12 protein-coding genes are annotated in these 25223 nt (G+C 36.7%); 1 reads left to right on the forward strand and 11 read right to left on the reverse strand.

All coding sequences use genetic code 11. The annotated features are described in order from the left end of the window. Positions 1–71 precede the first annotated feature (71 nt). Together AC0UBM_RS15890 and AC0UBM_RS15895 are read right to left on the reverse strand one after the other, a co-directional pair. Positions 72–1781, reverse strand: coding sequence for a RagB/SusD family nutrient uptake outer membrane protein (locus AC0UBM_RS15890; RefSeq protein WP_475689281.1), 1710 nt, complete (start codon positions 1779–1781; stop codon positions 72–74). Positions 1782–1791: 10 nt separating this feature from the next. Beyond that, a complete protein-coding gene (locus AC0UBM_RS15895) occupies positions 1792–4992 on the reverse strand; it encodes a SusC/RagA family TonB-linked outer membrane protein (RefSeq protein WP_475689282.1) in 3201 nt (1066 codons plus the stop codon). 516 nt (positions 4993–5508) lie between these two features. On the opposite strand from AC0UBM_RS15895, the gene AC0UBM_RS15900 reads away from it, so the two are divergent. After that, positions 5509–6165: an SGNH/GDSL hydrolase family protein gene (locus tag AC0UBM_RS15900; protein WP_475689283.1), complete on the forward strand. Its 657-nt coding sequence runs from the start codon at positions 5509–5511 to the stop codon at positions 6163–6165. Between the two features lie 192 nt (positions 6166–6357). On the opposite strand, the gene AC0UBM_RS15905 is transcribed toward AC0UBM_RS15900, so the two are convergent. The 9 genes from AC0UBM_RS15905 to AC0UBM_RS15945 all read right to left on the reverse strand — a co-directional run bounded on the left by AC0UBM_RS15905 (position 6358) and on the right by AC0UBM_RS15945 (position 25197). Further along, complete coding sequence (locus tag AC0UBM_RS15905) at positions 6358–8124, reverse strand: arylsulfatase (protein WP_475689284.1); 1767 nt, start codon at positions 8122–8124, stop codon at positions 6358–6360. A gap of 80 nt (positions 8125–8204) precedes the next feature. After that, the gene (locus tag AC0UBM_RS15910) at positions 8205–9686 is read right to left on the reverse strand and encodes a sulfatase family protein (protein ID WP_475689285.1); all 1482 of its coding nucleotides are present in this window, start codon (positions 9684–9686) and stop codon (positions 8205–8207) included. 57 nt (positions 9687–9743) lie between these two features. Then, positions 9744–11168, reverse strand: a complete 1425-nt coding sequence (locus AC0UBM_RS15915) for a sialate O-acetylesterase (protein ID WP_475689286.1) — start codon at positions 11166–11168, stop codon at positions 9744–9746. A 24-nt stretch (positions 11169–11192) separates the two neighbouring features. Then, positions 11193–13571, reverse strand: coding sequence for a hypothetical protein (locus AC0UBM_RS15920; protein ID WP_475689287.1), 2379 nt, complete (start codon positions 13569–13571; stop codon positions 11193–11195). Between the two features lie 83 nt (positions 13572–13654). After that, on the reverse strand, positions 13655–15457 hold the full coding sequence (locus AC0UBM_RS15925) for a family 78 glycoside hydrolase catalytic domain (protein ID WP_475689288.1): 1803 nt from the start codon (positions 15455–15457) through the stop codon (positions 13655–13657). A gap of 12 nt (positions 15458–15469) precedes the next feature. Next, entirely contained in the window at positions 15470–17914 is a 2445-nt protein-coding gene (locus AC0UBM_RS15930) for a family 78 glycoside hydrolase catalytic domain (protein ID WP_475689289.1), read from the reverse strand. Positions 17915–17933: 19 nt separating this feature from the next. Beyond that, a complete protein-coding gene (locus AC0UBM_RS15935) occupies positions 17934–19973 on the reverse strand; it encodes a glycoside hydrolase family 31 protein (protein ID WP_475689290.1) in 2040 nt (679 codons plus the stop codon). Positions 19974–19985: 12 nt separating this feature from the next. Then, positions 19986–22601 (reverse strand): sialate O-acetylesterase, encoded by a 2616-nt coding sequence (locus AC0UBM_RS15940; protein ID WP_475689291.1) that lies wholly within the window; start codon positions 22599–22601, stop codon positions 19986–19988. 25 nt (positions 22602–22626) lie between these two features. After that, positions 22627–25197, reverse strand: a complete 2571-nt coding sequence (locus AC0UBM_RS15945) for an SGNH/GDSL hydrolase family protein (protein WP_475689292.1) — start codon at positions 25195–25197, stop codon at positions 22627–22629. Between the last annotated feature and the right edge of the window lie 26 nt (positions 25198–25223).

A 25223-nucleotide genomic window follows, 5' to 3' on the forward strand; every position in this document is an offset into this window, starting at 1 on the left:
AGCCTTTTAGAACTTTTATTAAACCTTTTCTATGTCTTTACAGCATATAGTAGATTTATATAATTGATATATTACCAACCTGGATTCTGCGTTAGGTTATCATTAATCGTTAATTCGTCTATAGGTAGAGGTAATAAATAATCTCTATCTGGATCAAAACCAAATCCACCTGTATTTAGAAAGTTTACATACGGATCAAGGAATCCTTCGCTATTAACGGTTAAGCCCGAGTAGATTGCTTCGATATCCGAAGTGTAAGTGGTTCCAATTGGTCTTTTTCCAACAAAAAGTTTATGTGCTCTCCAGCGCATTAAATCTTCTAATCTGTTTCCTTCTCCAAATAATTCAACCACACGTTCTCTTCTTACTTCCTGTAAATAATCAGGTAAAGTATACCCGTAATCTGGCCAATTCGGATCTGGGGTAATAGCTCCTATGTTTAGGTGTGGCATACCAACACGGTCTCTTAATTGGTTAATAGTTAGGTCCACATCTGCTTGAGTTAGTGTTCCTAATTCTGCTTTAGCTTCGGCATAAACTAAAAGTGCTTCAGCATATCTAAATATAATATAACCGATATCTCGAGTTCTTTCGTTGTTTTGAACGATTTGCTTAGATCTCCATTTTTCTATAGAATATCCTGTTGGGTTACGAGACATATCTGGTATCATAAAATAGCTTTCTGCTCCGTTTTCGGCAATAATATCTAAATCTCCAGGTGCCATCACAGATTGTGCTAATCTAGGATCTCTGTTTTCTTGTAACTCGTCTAAAGTTGCATCTCCGTTAAAAATTGGACTAACGCTAATTGGCAAGCCATCGGCAGCAAGATATAGTTGTGTCATTTCGCGAGACATACCTTGTAAACTTGGCTGATTCCATAAAGAATTCTGAATGTTATATGTTAAATAATCGTAGTGTTTATATAACATAACTTCTTTGTTACCGCTGTAATCTGTCTGAACAAATAAGTTGTAATATGCTTCGTCTACATCGCCTGTAGAAAGAGAATAATTCCCAGCTTCTATAACGCTTAAGGCAGCATCTGCAGCTTGTTGTAAATAATCTGTTCCGTCGGTAGTTCCTGCAAAATCTGTTCCTTGGTGGTATTTTTCCCAAGTTCCTTCGTATAATGCAACTCTAGCTTTAAAGAGTGCCGCGATGTCTTTATTTAAACGAGAAGGTCCAACTTTATCGGCATATTCCATTTTTTCGATCGCTAAATCTAGTTCAGCAAGAATAAAATTAGCAACTTCTGTTCTAGAACTACGTGCTCCCATTAAGATATCTTCGTCTTCTAAATCTACTACTTTAGTAATTATTGGTAATGCACCAAAATCTTTATAAAGGTCGAAATAGAACCAAGCTCTAAAGAAATGACCTTCACCTATGTAGTGGTCAATTAAGTTCCCTGTTTCTGCACGTGCAGAATTTTCTAGGAAATAGTTAGCACGACGTACATTAGACCAGCTCCAGCCTCCACCAGAAGATGGTACATTTATGGTTCCGTCTAATCGTGTTGTGTTTGAGGCTCCAAACCAAAGACTAGATTGTGCAATAATATCTGTTCCGATATCCAGTGAAGGCGATGCTCCAGCCGCTGCCCAACCTGGTAATGTGGCATAAAGTTGATTTAAATAAAGTTGTAAATCGCCTTCTGTTTTCCAAAAATCGGTATCCGAAATTTGATCTAAAGGTGTTTTTTCCAACAAGTCATCTGAGCAGGAATTAAAAGCGATTCCTGTAAATATTAATGTGATGATATATAGTATCCTTTTCATTGTTTTAGTTTTAGAAGTTAATGTTTAATCCTAAAGAAACTGCTTTACTTATAGGGTATTGATCTCCAATACGTCCATCCCTTCCATCAAATGCTTCAGGATCATAAATCATTAAATCGGTAATAGTAAATAGGTTTTCTGCAGAGACATATAGTCTTATGCTTTTTATTTTAGCTTTGCTTAAAATGTCAGATGGGATTGTATATCCTATTTGAACATTTTTAAGTCTTAAATAAGCTCCATTTTGAAGGTATCTTGTCGTAGCATACCTGTAGTTTTTATTATTTTGTCCTGTAAATTGAGAATACGCATTCGGGAAGTAGGCGTCTGTATTTGCTCCTAATGGGTTAGTAGTACCTTCTGGTCTGAAATAATCTAAATGCTCTGTATATACATTAGCATGAAGTACACCGTTTGCAGGTCCTCTAAATGTACCTAATCCTCTTAAGTCTAAATCTCTTTTTCCTACACCTTGTAATTGAAAAGAAGCATCGAAGCCTTTCCAAGCGGCATTTGCCATAAATCCATATTGAAAACGTGGTGTACTGTTACCAATTACTTTTCTGTCTCCAGGATTTTCAAGCGTATTGTCTCCTGTGTTAATAACATTATCTCCGTTTAAATCTACGTATTTAACATCTCCAGGAAACCAAGTTCCAGAATATATAAACGATTGATCGTTTTGGTAGTTTGCAACTTCATCGGCAGATTGAAACAGACCATCTGTTTCCATTCCCCAAATCTCATTTATATCTTTACCTTGGTAGTTGTTAGATAAGATATTTGTAGGGTTGTTGTATTCTGTGATTTTACTTTGGTAGTCTGATAATACTCCTGTGAACCCGTAAGAGAATCCGCTTTTCGATGTATTTTTCCAAGACACTTCAAGTTCCCATCCTGTTGTAGTGACTTCTCCACTGTTAATTTTAGGTACAGATGTTCCTAAAACGTCAGATACAGGTTGTCCTGGTCCTACAAGGTTGTCAACTTTAGATTGGTACCAGTCAAATACTACTCCAAGTCTTTTATTAAATGTTTGAATGTCTACCCCAAAATCTAAGGTGCTTACTTTTTCCCAAGTTAAATCTACACTAGAAAGGTTAGGCGTACCTACTGTCCATAATTGTTCACCTCCAAATAACCAAGACGATTGGCTAATACCTAGAGACGGTACGTATAAATAGTTGGCCACATTTTGGTTTCCAATAGATCCGTAAGATCCTCTGAATTTCAAGAATTCAACAGCATTTTTTAACGGATAGAAATTTTCTTTAGACACTACCCAACCAGCAGAGAAAGAAGGGAATGTTCCCCATCTATTATCTGAGTCGAATCGAGAAGAACCATCTCTTCTCACATTCACTTCAAATAAATACTTTTCTTTGAAGTTGTAGTTAAATCTACCAAAGATACCTTGAGTAGACCAGTGTCCTAAGCTGTCGTCAATTGTTTTTTCTCCTACAGAAGTACTAATAGATGGAATTGCATCTGTTAATAAGTAAAAAGAACGAGCAATTAAATTAGAATACTCGTAAGTTTCTTGTTGGTAACCTGCCATAGCGTAGAAGTTATGGTTTCCAATACTTTTAGTATAACTCGTGTAAATGTTTGGAGACATATACGTATTGGTTTGTAGAGTAGAATAATAACGTGTACTTTCTTGATTAGACGATGTTATTGTAGATCCGCCCATACCATCAGGTACCGCGCTAGGTACAGTTGGGAAAGAAGATGCAATACTATTGTCGTTAGTACGGTATGTAAATTCAATATTGGTAACCCAGTCTTTCACAGGTTCTAGAGTTACCCTAGGCGAGAAGATTAATTGTCTGTTTTTTTCAAGCGTTTTCTGTAATTCTTGTTCTCCAATTCTACCTGTCCATACATCTGTTCCAGGGAAAAATGCAGGTTTAGTAGGTTTAAGTCTTGTCATTAACAATGTAACAAAAGATCGTCCTGTACTACCTGATCCCGCTGTAGCATGCGAAGGATATTCTTGTTCTTCAAACTTGTACTTAGTTAATAGAGAAAGGTCTATCCAAGAGGCTAATTTAGTGGTTATTTTAGCATCAATGTTATAACGTGTAAAATAGTCTTGACCAACTTTTAGCAATCCTTCTTCGTCGTAGAATCCTGCAGATAAGTAATAAGACGATTTCTCATTTCCTCCAGAAACACTTAGGTTGTGTTTAATTCGAGAACTTGTTTTTTTAATCAATAAATCTTCCCAGTCTGTAGCTGCAGAAGCATTCAAACCATCTACACCAAGATCCCAAGCTAATCCGTTAGCTGTTTCTTGTACTTCAGGAGCGCTTCCTGGGTTTGCTAAGTTTTGCTCGATATAGCCTAATTCTGTAGCGTCGTAAAACGGACTACCTCCAGCATTTACGCTCGCGTCGTTCATAGCGTATGCAAAAGATAATGCATCTGCGCTTTGTGGCATATTCATAGGTGAGGTAATCGCGTAGTTCGTAGAGTATGAGAAATTAACGGTTCCGTCTTTTTTTCCTGTTTTTGTTGTTATTAATATAACCCCAAAAGCCGCTCTAGCTCCATAAATTGCAGAAGCTGCAGCATCCTTTAAAATCGATACAGATTTAATGTCATTAGGATCTACATCATTAATTCCCATAGGAATATTATCTACTAATACTAAAGGAGCATTTCCACCTTCAAGAGATGTTAATCCTCTAATACTCATGTTCATTTCTGCACCCGGTTCTCCTGTGGCTCCAGATGTAGAAATCTGTAAACCTGGTGAAGCACCTTGTAGTGCTTGTTGCACGTTGGCTACAGGTTTGCTATCAAAAATCTCTTCACCAACACTAGAGATCGCGCCAGTTAAATTAGATTTTTTTTGTGTACCGTAGGCAACAATCATGACTTCATCTAATCCTGATACTTCTTCTTCTAAAGTAACTGAAATGTTACTTTGTCCGTTAACAGGAACTTCTTTTGTGATATACCCAATGTATGAGATCACTAATACAGCGTTTTGTGCTGTGTTTGTAATGGTAAAATTTCCGTCGAAATCGGATTGGACACCATGTGATGTCCCTTTTTCAATAATGCTAGCACCTGCTAAGGGCTGATCGCTAGCCGTAACTGTTCCTGTAATTGTTTGTGCCGTTAAGCAAAAACTAGTAAACAGGAAAAGCATAACTGCTGAAACAATTTTTAAATTGTTTGGGGGTAGGAGGTTTTTTTTCATACTAAATGTGTTAATTAATTTTAAGCGGTTCTTTTTTTAATAATTGAGGGGTTAAAAAATTAGTTATTAATATCAGGTTATAAACTTAGAATATTTTTTAATTCTGTCAAAAGATAATCGTATTAAATGTTAAATAAATGTAAACGTTAGGTGTTCTGATTGTTTAAATTATTTTTATATTATGCATGCATATTATTTAATATAATTCGCGTTTTTTCTTAATTTATCTAGGTATTATCTGCTTTTTTATAGTAAATTGTGCTCGATTTTTGATTGTTCTAATTAAGGTTTTTTTATGCTTTTTAGTCAATAACGTCTTATTAATATTATATTTAAAACTTTTATACTCACTTGTGCTTTGTGGTGTTAGTTGTTTGTTATCAAGACTTTAGGTGTGTGTGTTTGTTTGTAGTTAACAACCTTATAAATGTTTGCTTAGTATTATAACCGATATTGCATTTATTAAAGACCACATTAAAAATATTTAGAAATACTAATTAATTAAATAACACATATATGAAATTTAAATTACTGCTTATTGGATGCTTGGCTATATTTTTAGCCTCTTTTAAAACGACAGACACTTTACCTGATGTTTTAATAATAGGGGATTCAATTTCTTTAGGTTATACGCCTTTTGTAAGAAAAGTATTAAAGGAGAAGGCTAATGTGGTGCACAATAAAGGGAATGCGCAACATTCTGGTTATGGTTTAGAACAGATAGATGAATGGATTGGGGACACAAAATGGGATGTGATTCAATTTAACTGGGGATTATGGGATTTATGTTACAGAAATCCAGAATCTAAAAATCAGGGTAATCGTGATAAAGTAAATGGAACAGTGACGTTTACTCCGGAAGAATATGAGCGTAACTTAGAGGCTTTAGTAGTGCGTTTAAAAGAAACACATGCTAAACTTATTTTTGTAACCACATCTTATGTCCCAAAAGGCGAATTAGGGCGTGTTGAGAAATCGGATAAAATCTATAATAAGGTTGCTAAAAAAGTTATGAAAAAATACGGAGTGACTGTAAATGATATAAATAAAATCTCCAAAAAAATACACAAGGATCACGGTGCGGGACCCAAAGATGTACACTATACTAAAGAGGGATATGAGTTGCTTTCTAAACCTATTATAAAAGGAATTGAAAAATACTTGAACGACTAAAGCAAAGGAAGTTTAAAATTATAAAAAGGTGCCATTAATATGAGTGCCTTTTTTTATGGGCAAACTAGACTCGTATTTAGAAGGGTATATTAAATTACCCTCAATGTGTATAGTAATGTTTACCTATTCGATAGAGTTGGTATCAATAAAGCTATAAAATGCGAACCTTAAAAAAAACAGGAGATGCGGTCTTTAAAATTGACGATCTATTTTGATATAAAACGGTTTGATGTATGCGCCTTTTTCGTTTGTGACAAAAGGGGTGAGTCTAATCGTGCCTTTTTCTAATGTTAGCCTATCGATATGTATTATACCGTCTGTTAGTATTATAGCCTCTTTTGTTATAGTCTCAGATCCTATTTTTAAATCGAGTTTAATATTGTTTATCTCTTTTTGAAATAATTGGACTTTAATGTCGTAATATCCCGCTTCTGCAACTTCTATTTCCCATCCGGCAACATCCTGACCTAGATTCTCGTTTTTTGTAAAAATAGCATCGTTAATGTTTAGAACAGATGGATTTTCGTGCATTGTTCCTACAATAGCAGGATGATCTTTTGTGAAATTATGCTCAGAAATCATGTTTTTAAACCACACATCCATGTTTTGTTTTAAATCTAGGGCTTCTGAAGGATGTGTTAACACCACGTTATGTTGTTCGAAAGGATCGGCCACTATATTATATAATTCGAATGTATCGATGTTGGCATGCTGTACTGTGTTTCCTACCAATTTGTATTGGTCGTTTCTAATCGAGATGTTTGTGTATTGTTCTGGGCCACCGCGAACCCAACTTCGGGCAAAAGTCCGATTTCCTAAGCTAGACGTTTCATTATTCAATAAAGGCAACAAACTTTTACCATCCAGAATTCTATCTGTAGGACGTTGTGCACCGCATAATTCTGCTAGAGTAGGTAAGATATCGTAATGTGCCGTAGGTGTTTTAATATCGCGATTTCCTTTAAATTGAGAAGGAAGACTCCAGAAACTAGGCACTCGAACACCGCCCTCGTAAACATAGCCTTTTCTACCTTTCATACCTGCGGCATATCTATCGTGCTGAGGGCCATTATCTGTCATAAAAATAATCAATGTATTATCTCTTATCCCCATACCATCTAAAGTGTCGAAGAGTCTTTTTAAGTTATCGTCTATATTAGAAACCATAGCATAAACTTTTCTTGCGTTTTCCTTCAGCTGTTCATTCATTACAGGAAAAGGTCTGTCGTCGTTTTCAAAACCTTTCGAAGGATCAATGTCCTTGTACATGTTGTAATATGCGTCAGGTACTTGAAGCGGGGCGTGTGGTGCATTGAAAGATAAATACAGGAAAAATGGATCTGCTTTGTTTTTATCAACAAAATGGATTGCTTCATCTGTAAATACATCCGAGCAGTACCCTTTAGTTTGTATCATTTCTCCGTTTTTCCAAAGAATGGGATCAAAATACCGGCGACTGCCTTCTAGAGCGTTTGGCCAATCACCATTTTGACCTAAGCCTCCTGATAAATGATTTAATGTAAAATCGAAACCTTGATCTTGTGGACGAGAAGGGTAATTATCTCCTAAATGCCACTTGCCAATCATGCCGGTTTTATATCCTGCTTCCTTAAGAATTTCGGCAATAGTAATTTCATCGGTGGCCATTATAGCACCACCTCTGTAGGTGTCACGAACACCTGTTCTTAAAGCGTATCTTCCTGTCATTAAAGAAGCACGCGTTGGTGCACATACGGGAGAGACTAGAAATTCGTCAAATCGTACACTTTGCTCCGCTAATTGGTCTATGGTAGGCGACTTTACATGTGGATTGCCATAGTATCCTAGGTCTCCAAATCCTTGATCGTCTGTGACTATAAGAATAACATTAGGTTTTGTTTGTGCCTCTAAATTCAGAGACAAACCGCCTAAGGCAATAGAATAAACTGCAAAACGTATAATTTTAGATGTATTAGACATACTTATAAATTAGAGTTGATTTTGAAGACCTACAATGGTTTTGGTATATGGTATGACTTGATAATAGAATGAAATTATAATTACTCTGTATATGGTACAGTTCCTGTTTTGTCTACAGTATAACCCCATTTTTTAACGTATTCTGGACCAGGGAGAAATTCATCTTTATTTGCTTTTAATCGCTGTGTAAGTTGGGTATCAAGTTCAGATTGAATGGTTGCATACTTTTCATTTCCTATTAAGTTCGTTTCTTGATACGGATCTTCCTGATTGTCGAATAAAAGCCACGGACCATTTAAATCTCGGGTGTAGGTATATCTCGGTGTTCTTAATCCTCTATATTCTCGTCCGCCTCGGTTTCTGTTCCAAGAGCCAAAAGGTTGTATAGATCTTATCAGGGCTGCATTATTTAACTCTTCATTATTTAAAATGCTTGGGCTAAAATCTGTACCTTCTATAGTACTAGGAATTGCTATATCGGTTAATCCTAAAAGGGTAGGTAAGATGTCTTCAGAATTTACAACCGTTTTATTAATGCTGGGAGCAATCTTTTTATTTGCCGGTAATTTAAGTAACATAGGTACACGGATGGACTCGTCGTAAGGCTGTTGTTTTTTTAATTCGCCGTGCGATCCTAATAAATCTCCATGATCTGATGTGAATAATATAATAGTGTTATCCCATTGTCCGTCATCTTTAAGCTGTTGGGTTATTTTACCAATCATATCGTCTATTGCGGTAATATGTGCATAGTAACCAGACAATTCTTTTTTCGCTCTTTTTTGAGATTTTTCAGGAACGTTTGGCCTTAGCTCTATATCTTCTGGATTAAAACGATCGCGATAACTTTTTGGAGCAGTATGGTACGGGCCATGTGGCGTTCCGTAAGATACTATCATTAAAAACGGATCGTCTATTGCTTTTCTATCATTAATATAATGTAAGGCCGCGTCGGTCTGATCGAAAGTATCATACTGTTCCCATATCTTTCTTTCAGGATTGTCGTTATCATAATACACCGAATGGTTGTAATCATGTGTACATTCGTTTCCATTCCAAAATTCGAAACCTTGTCGTCTTTCTCCTGGTGGAACATTTTGTAATCTACCATGTCCGTCTAAATGCCATTTCCCGATATAACCTGTGTGATAATCGTATTCGCTAAAAATTTCGGCCATACTAAGTGCATCTGGATTAAGCTGAACATCGTTCATAAATACACCTGTAGTTAAAGGTAATTGCCCTGTTAGTAGTGCCGCTCTAAACGGCGTACAAACTGGGGTTCCCGATACGGCATTGGTAAAATTAATGCTCTCTGAAGCCAGGCGATCTAGGTTTGGTGTTTTTACGTTCGGATCTCCGGCATAACCTGTGGCTTGTGCACGCCATTGGTCGGTGAGAAGAATAAGAATGTTTGGCTTTTTAGTTGGAGTTGTAACCGCAGTTACTGCTGTGTCTTTTTTCTTAGCGTCGTTGCAAGATGTATTTAAAACAAGTAAACCGACTAAAAGTAGGTGCCAAGAAATAAAGGGTCTCGAATGTTTTTTTAAATAATGTAGCATATCAATATATAATTTAATGGGCTATTAATTGTAAGTCTAATATTAAGATAATTCGGTTTATTCTAACTCCCAATCATCTGTTCTAAACGAAGAGGCAGGTAAACCAGCTGTATTGAATAGTTCTCCTACGGTGAAATCGTCGAAGGCATAACGCACAGCAACAGGATTAGGAACATAAGCCGAAAATAAAACTAGTCCTTTCCAGTTTATTGAAACTTGGGCGGGGTAAAAACGTTTGTCTTTCCCTGCGATTTTAAAATTAGTAAATGCTTTGCCAAAGGTGCTAAGTCCCGTTTTAGCGTGGTCGAAAGTTAATTGCACCACTGGTCCGTCTATAATCATGTCTTTTAATACAGGACCCGAATATGCTATACCTTTTATATCGTAGCTTTTTGCTAAAGCTAGGTATGCAAGACGTTCACCACCAACTTGTTTGTGCGCTGGATGTATTACATGTTTTTCTCCTACGTCCATTAAACTTACCATTCCGGTATTCACTGTTTTTGTTGAAACTTTTAATTGAGCTTCTCTAAGTAAAGCCGAATTTACGCCAGGTTTGTTGCTATAATCGTGAGGTGCTATTTGTACGTAATAAAAAGGAAAATCTCCAATAGCCCATTCTTTTCGCCAGTTGTTAATTAAGCCGGGCATTAGGGCTTCGTATTTCTTTGGTTCCGGAGCATTAGATTCGCCTTGGTACCAAATCACACCCTTCATGGTTAAACCTTTTAGGGGATTTATCATACCGTTAAAAAGGGTAGTAGGTATTCTGTGAGTTACTCTGCCTTTATCGTCTAGAGCAGGCTCAGGAACCCAATCAAAGTCTTTTAGTCCGTCTTCACTTATCCATGGTTCTATGCGTGTGCCTCCCCAAGCGGTTACTATAAGTCCAACGGGAACTTGTAATACGTCTTGAAGCATTTTACCAAAATGATAGGCTGTTGCACTAAAATCGGCAGCGTTTTCAGGATTAGATTCTAGCCACTTACCCGTTACGTTATCTAAGCGTTCAAGGCTTGCTTTTTGTCTTACTTTAAATAATCGTATCTGACTGTTTCTCGAGGTTGCTATGGTTTTATTAGAGCCAATTACGGGTTGTTTGCTAAAACCTTTTAATGGCATTACCATATTAGATTGTCCAGAGCAAATCCATACTTCTCCTATTAAAACGTTGCTAAGTGTTATAGGTGTACCATCCGAAATGGTAATGTCGTAAGGACCACCGGCACTAGGGGTTTCAACTTTTAATTTCCAATGTCCATTTTTATCGGCTTTAGTGGTGTACGTTTTTCCGTTCCACGATGTGGTAACTTCTACGGTTTTACGCGATGTGGCAGTTCCCCAAATGGCGGCTTCTGTTTGTTGTTGTAAAACCATCTCACTACTAAAAAATGCAGGAAGTTTAATTTCTGCTGAAGCAATATGAGTGACGCAAAATATAAAAAGTAATAAAAAGGTTTTTGAAACGGACGTGTTGTGCATGTTTAAGTTTTTAATGGTAAACGATTATATTCTATCTAATGTAAGCGTAAGTTTCTCCCAAGGTTGTGGGTGTGTAGTAATGTATAATTCTGGATTTAAATTCAGATTTTCTTTATCGTAACCCAACGTGAATACTTCAATTTCTTTACCTATCATAGATTGATCTAATGGGATATAATAAGTGTAATTACTATCTCGACGAGAGGTCATGAATTCCCAATTGTTTGCAGGGTAAGACGATGCTCTGTCTGGAGCACCAATATAAGTCTCTCCAATTTTAGCAGCGGCATAAGCACCTTCTATACCGTGTTTTCCGTTTACAGCAACACATAAGTAGCTACCTTCTGCGATTTCGTCTAAAACAATTTTAGATGTCCATGCTTTCTGTGCTTTTTTCTTACTTGGGTGTGCAAATAAATTAGAAGCTCTCCATTGCGATCGGTCTACTTTTTTTCCTTTAGCGATACCTTCAATTTCTACAATTTGTTGCGACGTAGCTTTAAACCTCAAATATCTTACGTCTTTACCTATGTTTATTTCGGTTTGTGTTCCGGCGATATAAGTTAGGGTCTCCCAGTTTTTTAAATCGGTAGATATTTCAACAAAATTTCCTTCACCTATTAGTAAGGGCTGTAAACCAAATTCGCTAGGAACGGTAATTAAAAGCTGATCTAAATATGTAATTTCTCCTAAATCCAATCTAAACGCGCCACCTTCAATACGTGTGTCTAAACGGTATGTTTGGTTGCGCCAAAATCCGGTTTCTAAATCCCCGTCGAATAAGTTTTTATCCCAAACACCACGGTTAACAAAAGCATCTTGTTGGAAAAAAGCATCTCGTGCGGCCTTAACTTCTGGTATTTTTGTTTCTCCAGAACGTTTTAAAGAGCGTACTTCTAATGCATTGTTGTCTGCGGCAAATACAGTAGCTTCATAAAGTGTTGTGGCATCTTCAGGAATATCTGTTGTTTCAAACGCATTTAGTTTACGGTGATAGTCGTTTTTAAGTTTTTCTCCAGGAAAACGAACTTTTAATTTTCCGCCTTTTGTTAATTTCTGAATAGATTTACCATCAACTTTTGCATTAGTAAATAAATCACTATTTGCTATGTTTATGTTAGATGTTGTTCCAGGCATTCCAAGAATTTCGATTTCAATAGATTCACCAGGGATATTTTTAATGGTTTGAAAGTTTGTTCCTGCTAAAAGCGGATCTGTGTAGGCTTCTGTAGTGGCTATAAATAAAGCCGATCTAAACGGCAATACATCTACGGGAACGGTTTCACCTTTTTTAAATGTACCAATTAATTTTTCGGTAGGGTGAACTTGAAGTAAGGTTATATCTCCATCGGCTTTAAGTCCGATATCTTCATTTAATGTTAAAGAAAAAGACTTTGCTTCCCAGTTTAAATTTCTAAGGCTTAATAGTTGTGTTTTGCCATCTCCTCTAGATACGGCATTTTCTCCGTAAGCTTTGTCTAGTACAATCCCATCGACAAGAATATCTCTGTATTTTTTATGTAAATTATAAATGTATGCTAGTTTAGAAAATTCGGCGTCGTTTAATAACCAAGGGTTACCATAAATTTCAGGAGATAGAATTAATGCTCTGTTAAAGGCTTGTAAAATTAAATCGTCTTCCCAAAAATCTATACACGATGATATACATACCCCATGATCTTCTGTTAGACGCTGTAAATCTGGTACAAGTCCTCTAGACATGGCCTGAGCTCTATGGTGTGGTGCTGTTATAGTATTTGCCATGTGTACATCGATATAAGTTTCCGCACCTCCCCATAAAAATGTAGTGGCGTAAGGTTTCGCTTTATCTAAACCAAGACGGTGATTTAATAAAATTAAATCTGGGCTGTGTTCGCGAGATTGTTTCATTAACTCAATAAAAGCATCTTCTTTTTCTGGACGTAGTGGTCCGCAAACAGCATCAAATTTAAAAAGTGCAAAATCGTAATCTCTACATAATTTTACCATTTCGTCTATACGGGCTTTTTCTTCTTCTGGTGTATCTCCAAATCCATCTGGGCCACCCCAAACCCCTAATCTAATGTCAAGTGCTTTGGCTTGTTCGTAAATCGGGTCGAACCCATTAGGAAACTGCTTTTTAAAGCGATCGGAATAAATACTTCCGTAAAAATTTTTACCATCAATTGCACCAGCATCCATAGCGTAGATGTCTAATTGCATGCCGTATTCACTTTTTAACCATCCAAAAAAGTCTAAGTTAATAGCGGTATGTTCTTCGGTAGGACCTTCGTTAGTGTTGTTAATCCAACTAAAGTATTGAGCTTTTGAAGGTGTTTTTTCATCGGCACCTGGAAAAACTTGCTCTTGACCTGATACATTTAAAAATGAAATTAAGAAAAAGGAAAACAGTATATGTTTCATGCTTAAAAAGTTATGTGGTGGGTTAAATATCATAGGTTGTATATTTTGTAATGGGATATCGATTATTGTTTTAGACCGATAAATTAATTTACTAGCGTAATAACATTACGGCCTTTGTCTAGCTTTAATTTGTTTTTATCGTGTACTTCTACACCATTAAGTGTAATTGATTTCCAGTTTCCGATTGGAACTTTAAAGTGTCCGTTCATGGATTTAGGTAATTCAATTTCATATTTAAAATTATGGTCGTCTATCTTTTTATATTTGGCTGTAATCGGCCCTTTAATAGTCGGGGCTTTAATTTCTGAAAAACTAAGATTGCTTAATTGCGGATATATTTCTGCGTCTTCAAAACCTGGTGTTATAGGTTTAATACCCCATAAATCTCGTGTTATTATATTTCCTGGTGCTGTTCCCCAGGCGTGATTCCAGTCTAGATTAGGTTTGTATTTTATGTCCCAAGCTTCTAACGTCATGGTCGATCCTGTTTTAATCATATTCCACCATGTTCTGTCGTGATCGGTAGCCGTTATTAATTGTTGGGCGTATGCGGCTTCATTTGATTTATATAAACCTTCTAATAAATATTGAGCGGCATAAACGCTACACGCCATACCTTTAGATTTAATGAATTTAAGGACTGCTTCTTTACGTCCTTCTGGCACTATTCCAAAGGCTAATGGGAACATGTTTGCATGAAGCGAGGAGTGGCTAGAACCTTCGCCGTCTATGTATAGTCCAGTAGATTTGTCGAACAATTTGTCGTTAATAAGTGCTTTTACTTGATCTGCTTTGTCTTTGAAAAACAGAGCGTCTTCCGGCTTTTCTAAGGCTTCAGCAATACGAGACATCATTATAAGATTTTCAAAATAGAAGGCATTAACTACGGTGTTGATTGCTTTCATCTCGTAGCCATCGCGTTCGGACATTGGCCAATCTACAATATCTCTAATTTTTTTTCTTTTTTCGAATCCAAGTTGAGTCATGAACTGCTTGTTCATCCGTTCGTTGTCGGTGGTAATTAAACCATCTTCTCGCTCTAATTCGATGAGTGTTTTATCTTTTAGCTTATCGTAAAATTTACTAATCGATTCTGAATTTCCAGTGTATAAATAATCGTAATAAAACATTTTAGCCGTGTGAAGAATCCATTCTGTAGGCCATGTGGGATTAGAAATGAAAAATTCGTTTGTTCTTCTTGCTAAACTGTATTCGTTATCAAACGCATAATGACTAAGTTGATTAATATACGCATCGGCTTCATAAGGAATACGTTCCCTGTCGCCATCTACATAATAGCCAGCAAAACTTGTAGCTTTAATGGTGTGCTTACAGATGTCCCAAATCTGATTAAGAATCGTGTCTGAAGAGGTGAAATAACTAGCTTCGTCGTTAAATTTGTAGTGCACAACCTTCTGATGTATTATAAGGTCGTCTATCGGAATTTTTAAATTCTCTATCTCACAATATCTAAAGGGCATAATCACTCCAAATGATTCAGGAAGTGCTATGGCTTCAGGTTTTGTGTTTCCAATAACTTTTGGCAGTTTAAGGTTGATGCTTTCGCCTTTATTTAAATGTGGCAATACCACGTTTTGGTATCTTATGGTTCCTTTCGGATTTCTGTTAACCGTGTACTCGGAAGATAGTTGTTCGGCGAGATGAAAAACCACAGTATCTTTTTGAGATGCTTTAGCTTTTATAGATAGTGTTCCAAAATATGCCTTTCCGAAATCAATAAAATAATGACCATCGCCTAACTTCTGAATATTTACAGGTTGGTGTAGGTTGTGTTCAAATTTTGCTTTAACCTCGGTATAATCTTGTGCTTGGACCTTTAGAAAAGTTCCAAGCACGATTAGGATATTTAAAAGAAGTACTCTCATTAAAGAATGTTTTTATTTATCTGCAATTACAATGTTGTAATGACCCGCTTCCAAATTAAAATCACCAGAAGTTGTATCTGTGTTAAATCCGCTTCCGTCTTTTGTAATCTTAATATCTTGAGAAGCACTTAATGCTAATTTTACCTGTGCACTACTTCCTGAAGGAATAGCAAACGTATACTCATAAGCGTTTGAGTCTAGTTTTTTCCAATTTGAAACAATAGTTCCAAACGGGGAGTTGTATTTTGTATTTACAAATTCTAATCCTTTTGGAGTTGACGGTGTTAAAATGAATTTTTTGAAACCAGGATGCTCAGGATCTGGTTGGATACCACCTAACCATCTGTAAAACCATTCTGAAACCGAACCAAACATCGGGTGGTTGTTAGAAAAAGTACCATCGCTTTCTTTCCAAGTTTCCCAAATAGTTGTAGCTCCATTATCTACCATAAAGCCCCATCCTGGGTATGCTTTACTATTTACAATGTTGAAAACAGCTTCTGGCGAAATGTTTTTAGAAACCGCTTCTAAAGCATATTTAGTTCCGAAAATCCCTGTATTTAAATGTCCAGAAGGACCGTTGTTAATGGCTTTTTGTAAAGAATCTTTAGCGGCGCCAAGTTCTTCTGTAGGTACTATATTGTGGTATAGTAATGTTGAAAATAAAGTCTGACGGTTAATTTTCTTTTTTACCGGCTTGTCCCAAAATTCATTTTTAACTAGCGTTCTTAAGTGGTCTGCAAGTTGGTTGTATTTTAATTCGTTTTCTTTATCATTCATCACCTTTGCAAACGTCTCCATAATTTCGGCACATTGCATATAGTGTGACGTTCCTGTTAATTGTACTGGTACAGGTTGTAAAGATTCGTGATCGCTTAATCCTTTGTTAACCATACCGTCTGGATGAATTCTAGCAACCTTATCCATCCATTTTATATTTTTATCATACATTTCTTTTACAACATCTGTATCGTTATAATATAAGTATAAATAGTATTGTGTGGTTAGGTAGGCAGATTCCCAGCTAATACCGCAGTACTCAACACCAGTAAAAGGAGCTGTATCTACAAAAGACGAATCTTTCATGGCATCTACCCAGTCGTAAACCGTTTTACGGTAGATTCCTTTCATGTCAAAATTATTTATGTAAGCTTCGCTTGTGGCATTTAAATCACCTCCGTAACCGAATTTTTCACGAGCAGCACAATCTGATTGTACACTAATAAGGTTAGTTAAGAATGACCGTTCTGAAATTTCTTGAATGCTGTTGAGTAAGTCCGATGAGCTATTGAAGGTATTTTCGTTTTCAACATTAGTATGAAACATAAGACCTTGTATATCTTCTGTTTTTGGTTTTTCTTTTAAGCCTGAAATTTCGATATATCTGTAAACGTGATATGTAAAAGGCGGTTGAAACCATGCGTCGTTATCGCCTATAACATAACTATCTGTTTGCCATGCAATGTCTGGTGCACCTGGGCCACCTGCGCCTTTTCTTTTAATCTGACCAATTACGGTTGTCATCGGATTTAGTGAGCCGTCATCATAAATGCGTTCACCAAATCTATAGTTAATAGTGTCTCCTTTTTTACCAGTCATTTTCATTTTAAATGTTCCTGTAAAATTCACACCCATATCTACTATGTAAGTATCCTTTTCTAGAGACGTGATAGCAGTAGGCGTTAAGGTTTTTGTGATTTGAACTGGTGGAAAGAATGCTTTTTGTAAATCGCCTCCAGGTCCGTTTCCGATAACGGCAGCAGACCATTGGTTGTCGTTAAAACCATTGGTGTTCCATCCCTTTATTTCTTTTGTGGCATCGTAGGCTACTCCAATGTAAACGCTGTTTTTTTGAATAGGACCATAGCTATACTTCCATGAATCGTCTGTTATTACTTCTTCAGTTTCACCATTGGTGTACTCAATTATTAATTTAGCAATCACGGTTGGTTTTCCAACAGAAAGATCTGTTCTTAAATTTCTTCGTCCCCATTTTCTTAGAGGAAGCGGATTATAAAAACCATTTCCTAAAGTAACCCCTAAGCAGTTTTCGTTTTTGTTTATCTGAGATGTAATATCGTATTCAGACACAAAAATGCGTTTACTAAAATCTGTCCAAGCAGGATCTAATATGTTTTTCCCAATGCGTTCCCCGTTTATTGTAGCTTCGTAATACCCAGCGGCGGTAATGTATAACGTCGCTTTTTTTATGTTGTCTTTAGAATTGAATTCTTTTCTAAAGATAGGAGCAGGGTGAGTGAGATAAAACAAAGAATCTTTTTCTGGTAACGGTTTAGCATCTGTAATCCATGATGCATTGTCTAAATTGAATCCTGTAGTTGACTCTTCCGGTGAATTCTTCGCTGTTTTTTCGGATGATAAATTTTGACAACTGAAGACCGTGAATGTTAATCCACACAGCATTAAAACCCAAATTAATCTTGGTGATAGTTTCATATGTTTTTAAGCTATTTTATTATTTAAGTTTTAGGTTGTAACCATTTGTTGTGAAAAGTGGAATATCTTCTATAGATACTTTATATGTAATGGTTTGTCCACCTTTGTATGTTTTTCCGCTGTGTACGTCTTTCCATTTAGAACCTTCAGGTAAATAAATGGTTCTGGATTTTGCTTTAGCCTCTAAAACTGGAGCAACTAGAATATCTGGGCCAAACATATATTGATCGTCTATTGTGTAAGTGGCATCGTCATTAGGATAATCGTAAAATAAAGGTCGCATTACAGGAGTTCCTTTTTCTGAAGCGATATCCATATGTTTTTGGATATACGGACGAAGTTGTTCTCTGATGTTTAAGTAACGAGACATGATTTTGTAAGGTTTATCACCAAAACTCCAAACCTCGTTAGGTGAACCTGAATTTGTAATCTGACCTTCTAATTTTACTGTAGGGCTTATTACACCGTGCATTCTCATAACTGGGCTAAAGGCACCAAATTGAAACCAACGAATAAGTAATTCTTTATAGTCTTCTGATGTCGAGCTACCGTAAAATCCTCCAATATCGGTGTTCCACCATGGGATTCCTGCTAATCCAATGTTTAATCCAGCTTTAACTTGTTTTCTAAGTGTAGGGAAGTCGCCACTAATATCTCCTGACCAAAGTAGTGTTCCGAATTTCTGACTTCCAATCCATCCACTTCTAATTAAATTTATTACTTCTTTTTGTCCGCCTTCTTGTTGACCTTCGTAAATGGCTTGAGCAAAATTGTATGGATAAATGTTAGAAACTTCTAGGCCGTTTCCTCTATAATATCTAATGTTTTTATATTCTAACGGTTCAATTTCTGGCTCTGCTTCATCCATCCAAAACATGCGAATGCCCATGTCGAAATAGTTTTCTTTTAACTTAGACCACATGGCTTTCCTTGCCTTTGGATATGTAACATCAACAAAGGTTAAATCGTCATTAGCTTTTAGGAATAAATTATTTCCTAATTCTGGGCGAATGGTGAAATTGTGCTCTGTGAAATATTTGTAGTTCTCACTTTTTTCAGCCAAAGTTGGCCAAACAGATACCATAAGTTCTATGTCTAGACTTCTTAATTCTTCTACCATTGCCTTAGGATCTGGCCATAATTCTGAATTAAACTTCCAGTCTCCTGTGACAGGCCAGTGGTAAAAATCGGCTACAATTACAGAAATAGGTAAGTTTCTTTTTTTGTATTCTCTGGCAACATTTAATAATTCTTCTTGAGAGTGGTATCTCAATTTAGATTGCCAAAATCCGGTTCCGTATTCGGGCATTTTTGGTGATTTACCAGTTAAATCGGCATAGTGTTCTACTAAAGCGGCAGGAGAATCTCCTGGGAAAATAACATAATCTATTTGTTTTGCGTACTCGGCATAAAAGCTAGTGTGCGTCATCGATAATTCTGCTCTACCTACTGCTGGGTTGTTCCAGATAAATCCGTATCCTTTAGTAGATAGTAAAAATGGAATGGATATTTGAGTGTTTTTTTGAGCAAGTTCTAATACGGTTCCTTTTAAGTCTAGGCGGTCGTTTGTGTATTGTCCCATACCATAAAGGTGCTCGTCTGCATCGGCATCGAAAGTTACTTTTAGTTCGAAGTGATCACTTCCTTTGCTTTCAAATTGTCTTGCAAAGTGTAAGTGGTGTTGGTGAGTGGCTTCCTTTAATAAGATGTCGCCAGCTTTGTTATAATAGGTTACACGCCCGTTTCTAGATTCAATTTCGGCACGAATATCTCCATTGATAACTGTAGCTTTTTTGGGGCTGATTGTTATTTCAAGTTGTGCTTTAGGTTGCGGGAGTAAATTCCAATCTTCATCTGTTATTCTTAGACTCTTAGAACTTCTAAAACGCAATGCATTTTCTCCAAAAGCATCAATCCAAAATAATTGTCCTTCGTTTTCCCAAATTAATCTGTTTTCTTGTTTTGTAAACGGACCTTCTTGTTGTTCTTGAGAATAGCTTTCAAAAGCATACAAGGATGATACCATGAACAAAAGGACTAAAATACCTCTCTTTTTCATAATTATGTTTTATTAATTTTTGCTTATCACTTTTGGGTCTCCCCAGTTTCCAAATACTTTTTTTCCAGAGAAATCCAATAAAATAAATTCTAAATCTTTGACATCGATATCTATTTCAACAGGTTTATCTCCTCTTTTCATTTTTCCACTATCGAATAATACGCGACCTCCAAATTTTTCTTCAACCATTACTTGAAAACGCCCTATTGAATCTTTAGGAGAAGATCTGTCTATTTGCACCGTCGCTTGAAAACGGTCTGCTCTTCCGTTAAGGCGATACATCATTTCTGCATTACTTTTTACGCCTAATCCTTTTTTGAATTTTTTACGTCCGATTTTAATTTTTTCGCCGTGGTATGTTTTATCTTCTACAGGAGCATTTCCTTTTTTAGCCATATAGTAAATATCGCTTAAGTAGGTGGTACCCGATTTAGACACAGTATACTTGTCTTCTGAAACTGGGGTTGGTCCTGCGACAAGCGGACTTCCAACAGTCCCCACTTTAATTAAAAGATGTTCGTGCTTCCCTAGGCTTTTGGCGGTGAAAGATTCGCTAAATTCTCCTAAATCTTTTTCAAGCCATAAATCTCTTACAGGTTGTTTTCCTGCTAATCCGATTTGTTTCCAAAATACTGTGATATCTGATACTTTTTCACCTTTATTAAGCATTAACACAGCTGTTGTTCCGTCTGATAAAGGTTTGTTGTATATTTCTATACTATCTTTTTCGTAGACTCTATATCCTTGATGAGTTCTAGGATCTTGGTTTATTGCAAGAACTTCTTTTGCTGTAATAATATCTTTTACCTCATCAGACATTTTTCGTAAATCGTTTCCTGCCATAATAGGAGCTGCTAAAATGCTCCACAAACTAAAGTGAACTTTGTCTTCGGTAATGCTTTTTAGGTTTCCAACTTGTAACATATCTGGGTCGTTCCAACTGTCTGGACCAGCAAATTGCCACAATCCGTTAAACGCCGGATGAGAAGCACCGTCTCCTCCAGAAGTTTCTGCACAACGGTATACCGATTGAATTCTTGGAAAAATATCTCCAGAAGTACGCCATAGCTGACCGTAATTTTTACCGCCCCAAGCCCAGGCACCACTTCCAAAATCGGAAATACTTAGCACCATTGGTCGTCCTGTTTTTAAGATGGCTTTATGGTATACATCAAAATCTTCACTGGATAACCTTCCGTTTTTCTTAGCGAAACAGGCGTCTAGTTTAATATAATCTACACCCCAATCTGCGAACGATTGCATGTCTATCTCTTCGTGTTCAAAACTACCAGGTAAATTCTGACAGGTTAAATCGCCTCGACATTCGTAAATACCATATTTAAGACCTTTACTATGGATGTAGTCTCCAACAGCTTTCATGCCGTTAGGAAATTTTATGGAATCGGCTACTAATTGTCCGTTTTCATTGCGTTCGGCTGCCATCCAAGCATCGTCTAATACCAAATATTTATAGCCAGCATCGCGCATACCTGAACTCACCATTATATCTGCAATTTGTTTTATTTTATTTTCATCGATATCTTTTTCAAAAGCATTCCAACTGTTCCATCCTACAGGAGGTGTTGGAGTTAAGAAATCACTATCGTAACGCGCGACATTTCTAATAGGTTGAAGCACATTGTTAGCCGTTTGTTTTGCTTTTAAATCGATCATAGCTTTTCCTAAACTTTCTCCTATAAGCAAGTAAGATTCGGCGTTTCTATTCCAGTGGTAAAATTGATTGGCAGGAGAATCTGGTCTTTCTTTATAAAAATCTCTAGTATCTACAACAGATACATTATTCTTAAATTCAGGATACTTTGCCATAGCTAATTGAGCGTTCATTATAGAAAGTGCTCTAGGGTCTTTGTCTTCCCAGCCTTTCATTCCTGTAGTCGCAATTACAACCGGAAGGTTAGGTGTTCCTAAATCCGAACGGACGTCTTTTATTAAATGTGCTAAATTCTTCTCGTAGGCTTTGTTTGCTTCTTTATTCACGCGGTCGTTCCAGCCTTGATGCCATGCAAATCCTGAAATTTCGTAACCTTCTCCTTTGTAATCTGGAACATAATCGTGAAGATTATCCAATACTTCGTAAATGTCAGATAACATTTTTACGTAATAATATCCAGTGTCTTTTGGTTTTGAAGGTAGTGATACGTACCCACTATCGCTTACAGAACTTGGCGGACGAAAATCTACATTTATACTCTTCCCGCCCCAAGTGGTTTTAATTAATAATACCTTGTTACCGTATTCGTCGCCTACAACTCTTCCGAATTCCAATTCTGGACCTATAGTGCTAGCAAAAGCCCCGTATCCAGCACTTAATTTTCCTGATTTTATAGAATCGAATTTATCGGTTGCATATATGTAAACATCGTCTCTTTTTGACCAGTCGCCATTAGCATCGCGTAGGTATTTGTATTTTCCTGTTTTATCGTTATTAACAACCCAGTTAAGATTGCCTTTTTCTCCTTTTTCCATTTCACCATGGCCTTGCATATTAGACTGCCCTGCCAAAATGAAAACCTTAATAGGTTCTTGAGCACTAGCTTTTAGAACAAAGAATAACGTGATTAGGAAGAAAAAACTGTTTTTGAAACAGGAATTAATTTGTGTTTTCATAGTGAAGATCTGTAAAAGTGCTGTATTATTTATTGGTATAGAAATAACGGATTCTACATGCGTTTCCTACTCTTTTGGTAGGGTCTATGTTTTCGGCTATTTTAATTTGTAATTTATGCTTTGTGTTTTCTAAGCCACTAGCTAGCGTGAAAAACCAAGGTAAATGCAGACTTCTGCTCCAGTTGGTTAGTAGGTCTAAGGTTTGCCAATCTCCACCATCTATGCGGTATTCTATAGTTCCAGAATCTGGACCGGCTACTACGGCAATTCCAACAGCATTTCCTGTAAAAGTTAAGGTGGCTTTTCCTTTATTTATGTCTTCTGCAATGAGTAGAGGCACGTTTACATAGTTAGGTCTTGTGGCTTTTCCGTCTTCTGGTTCCCAGTTTTCATTAATTCTCCAGTCTCCACTTAGTTTTGCTGTATGTATATCGATTAGTTCTCCTTTGTCGTAATTAAACGGGTCTAAAGGTTTTGGTAACGGGTAGCTACCAATTTTATCGTCTGCTGCAATGGGTCTTGCATAGGCTGTTTCTAATAGACTTAACATAGAGTGTGCGTAAATACCTTGTCCGAAAGGAGAAGGATGTAGATTTTTAAAATCTTTAGCCCAGCTAAATTCTCCGGCATCTATGCGGTCTGTAACCTCTTTTGCAAGGTTTATGGTTGCAACATTGTAATGCGCTGCAACTTTTTCGTGATTTTGAATGACATTTGGAATTATGCCGTTGCGGTACGATTTCATTTTTCCTGGATCTACAAAGTGCATTATAACAATATCTGTAGCAGGATTTAGGTAGCGGGCATGGCGTACAATACCTTCCATAGCTCGTATTTGTTCTTCGTTTGTTCTGCCATTAGTGGCATCATTAACTGCGGCTTCTTCAAAAAGCAAATCTACTGGTCCGTTTTTAAAAATGTCGTTTTCCATTCTAAATGCCGCAGGGGTACTTCCTGTGGATGGAACGCCGGCAGCTATAAATTCGAATTTAGTTTCAGGGAATTTATGCTTCAAGTAGTTGGTAATGCTATCTCTCCAACCTCCATTAAAAGTAATAGAGCCTCCTAAAAAGGCGACTCTACCTGTTTTTTCGCGTTCAAATTTTATTTTACTGTTTTGTAATCCAGCGCGTAATTTATGGTAATCTGCCGAATTTAAAGACGTTGTCTGTTTTTCGGTGTTGTACATTATAAAGTCGGCACCTATTTGCGGTGTTTCAATAGGGAAGTGGTGTCCGTGTAACGTTTGTTTACCTTCGGTACATGTAATTACCGTAGCGTTTCCTCCCAACTCTAAATATTTGTTTATAAACGGGAAGGTGTTTTCTTTTGGAGGCACTACAGAATCTGTTAAACTAATCATGTGCATAACAGGAACTTTTGCTTTGGCTAAAGCCTCAAGGTTATCCATGGGTGAGTTCGCATACTTTTTTGCTTCTGCATCCGATTTAAAACCGTATTCTTCTTTTAGAATGTTCCAGTTTTTTTCAGACCCTATACCTGTCCCAAATCCACCGGGCCAACTTTTAAAATCGATAACTGGAGCTTCTGTGTAAATACAGCTTACAAGTTCTGGGTTCTTTTTAGCCCAATTGTACACAAATAGTCCGCCACGGCTAACACCTTCTAAAGCTACTTTTTTACTAAAGTCGTGAGAGCGGATTAAGTATTTGTAAAAACTATCCCAAGCTTTAACGGCTTTTGGACTACCGAATTGATTATCGGTGTTTATGTAGGCAATATGGTAACCTTCTGCTAATAAAATCTGATCCATTTCTGTATGCCACCAAGGGAAACGTGCTCGCCATACCCAAGGTTTTCCTGCTAATGCTTTTTTAGGTTCGATTACAAAAGCTTCCTTGTTATTATACTCAAACGTGTATTTTGTAAAGCCTTTCCAGTCTTCTTTTTTACCAGGAAAATTTTGGTCTACTAAAACAGCTTCTTTTCCTGTTAGTGCTGTGTACACTAATTTTGCTAATTCGCCCGCTCCTTCACCATTTGGATGAATAGCGTCCGGGAATAAGTCCCCTTTTCCTAGCATAGGTGTATATAAGTCAATGATTTCTAAATTTTGACTTTTTGCTATGGCTTCAATCCTAGGATTTACTTCTTGTTCTACTATATCTGCACTAATTTTTCGTCCTCTTTTATAAACAGGAGCTGCTTTGCATAGATAGATGGTTGGTTTAGATTCTAAACCTTGAAAAGATTTTATAAGATTAACGTAATCACTATTAAACTCATCTTTGTATACCCAATTAAAAGCCTTACTGTCGTTAGTACCCAACTTAATTAAAATGATGTTTGGGTTGTATTCTAAAGCTTTTTTATAAGCGCCAGTTTCAATATATGGTGCGTTTCCTTTAGATAATAAGGTGCGCCCGCTAATTCCGAAGTTTTTAACTTCATAATCGTCACCTAGCATACGTTGCAGTTGGGCAGGATAGGCATTTTTAATTCGGTCTTTAATACCGTATCCAAATGTAATGCTGTTTCCAATGCAGGCTACTCGAATCTTTTCAGCTTCTTGGGCGTGTGCAAGGGAGATAAATAATGCAAAGAGTAATAGAAATGTGTTTTTTATAAGTTTCATTAGGGGTGTACTTTATATTGATACAT

The sequence above is a fragment of the Formosa sp. F44 genome, from assembly GCF_056238645.1.

Excerpts from the sequence above, each read along its gene's own strand:
- AC0UBM_RS15890 (WP_475689281.1), bottom strand. The coding sequence starts at position 1,781 with ATGAAAAGGATACTATATATCATCACATTAATATTTACAGGAATCGCT.
- AC0UBM_RS15895 (WP_475689282.1), bottom strand. The coding sequence starts at position 4,992 with ATGAAAAAAAACCTCCTACCCCCAAACAATTTAAAAATTGTTTCAGCA.
- AC0UBM_RS15900 (WP_475689283.1), top strand. The coding sequence starts at position 5,509 with ATGAAATTTAAATTACTGCTTATTGGATGCTTGGCTATATTTTTAGCC.
- AC0UBM_RS15905 (WP_475689284.1), bottom strand. The coding sequence starts at position 8,124 with ATGTCTAATACATCTAAAATTATACGTTTTGCAGTTTATTCTATTGCC.
- AC0UBM_RS15910 (WP_475689285.1), bottom strand. The coding sequence starts at position 9,686 with ATGCTACATTATTTAAAAAAACATTCGAGACCCTTTATTTCTTGGCAC.
- AC0UBM_RS15915 (WP_475689286.1), bottom strand. The coding sequence starts at position 11,168 with ATGCACAACACGTCCGTTTCAAAAACCTTTTTATTACTTTTTATATTT.
- AC0UBM_RS15920 (WP_475689287.1), bottom strand. The coding sequence starts at position 13,571 with ATGAAACATATACTGTTTTCCTTTTTCTTAATTTCATTTTTAAATGTA.
- AC0UBM_RS15925 (WP_475689288.1), bottom strand. The coding sequence starts at position 15,457 with ATGAGAGTACTTCTTTTAAATATCCTAATCGTGCTTGGAACTTTTCTA.
- AC0UBM_RS15930 (WP_475689289.1), bottom strand. The coding sequence starts at position 17,914 with ATGAAACTATCACCAAGATTAATTTGGGTTTTAATGCTGTGTGGATTA.
- AC0UBM_RS15935 (WP_475689290.1), bottom strand. The coding sequence starts at position 19,973 with ATGAAAAAGAGAGGTATTTTAGTCCTTTTGTTCATGGTATCATCCTTG.
- AC0UBM_RS15940 (WP_475689291.1), bottom strand. The coding sequence starts at position 22,601 with ATGAAAACACAAATTAATTCCTGTTTCAAAAACAGTTTTTTCTTCCTA.
- AC0UBM_RS15945 (WP_475689292.1), bottom strand. The coding sequence starts at position 25,197 with ATGAAACTTATAAAAAACACATTTCTATTACTCTTTGCATTATTTATC.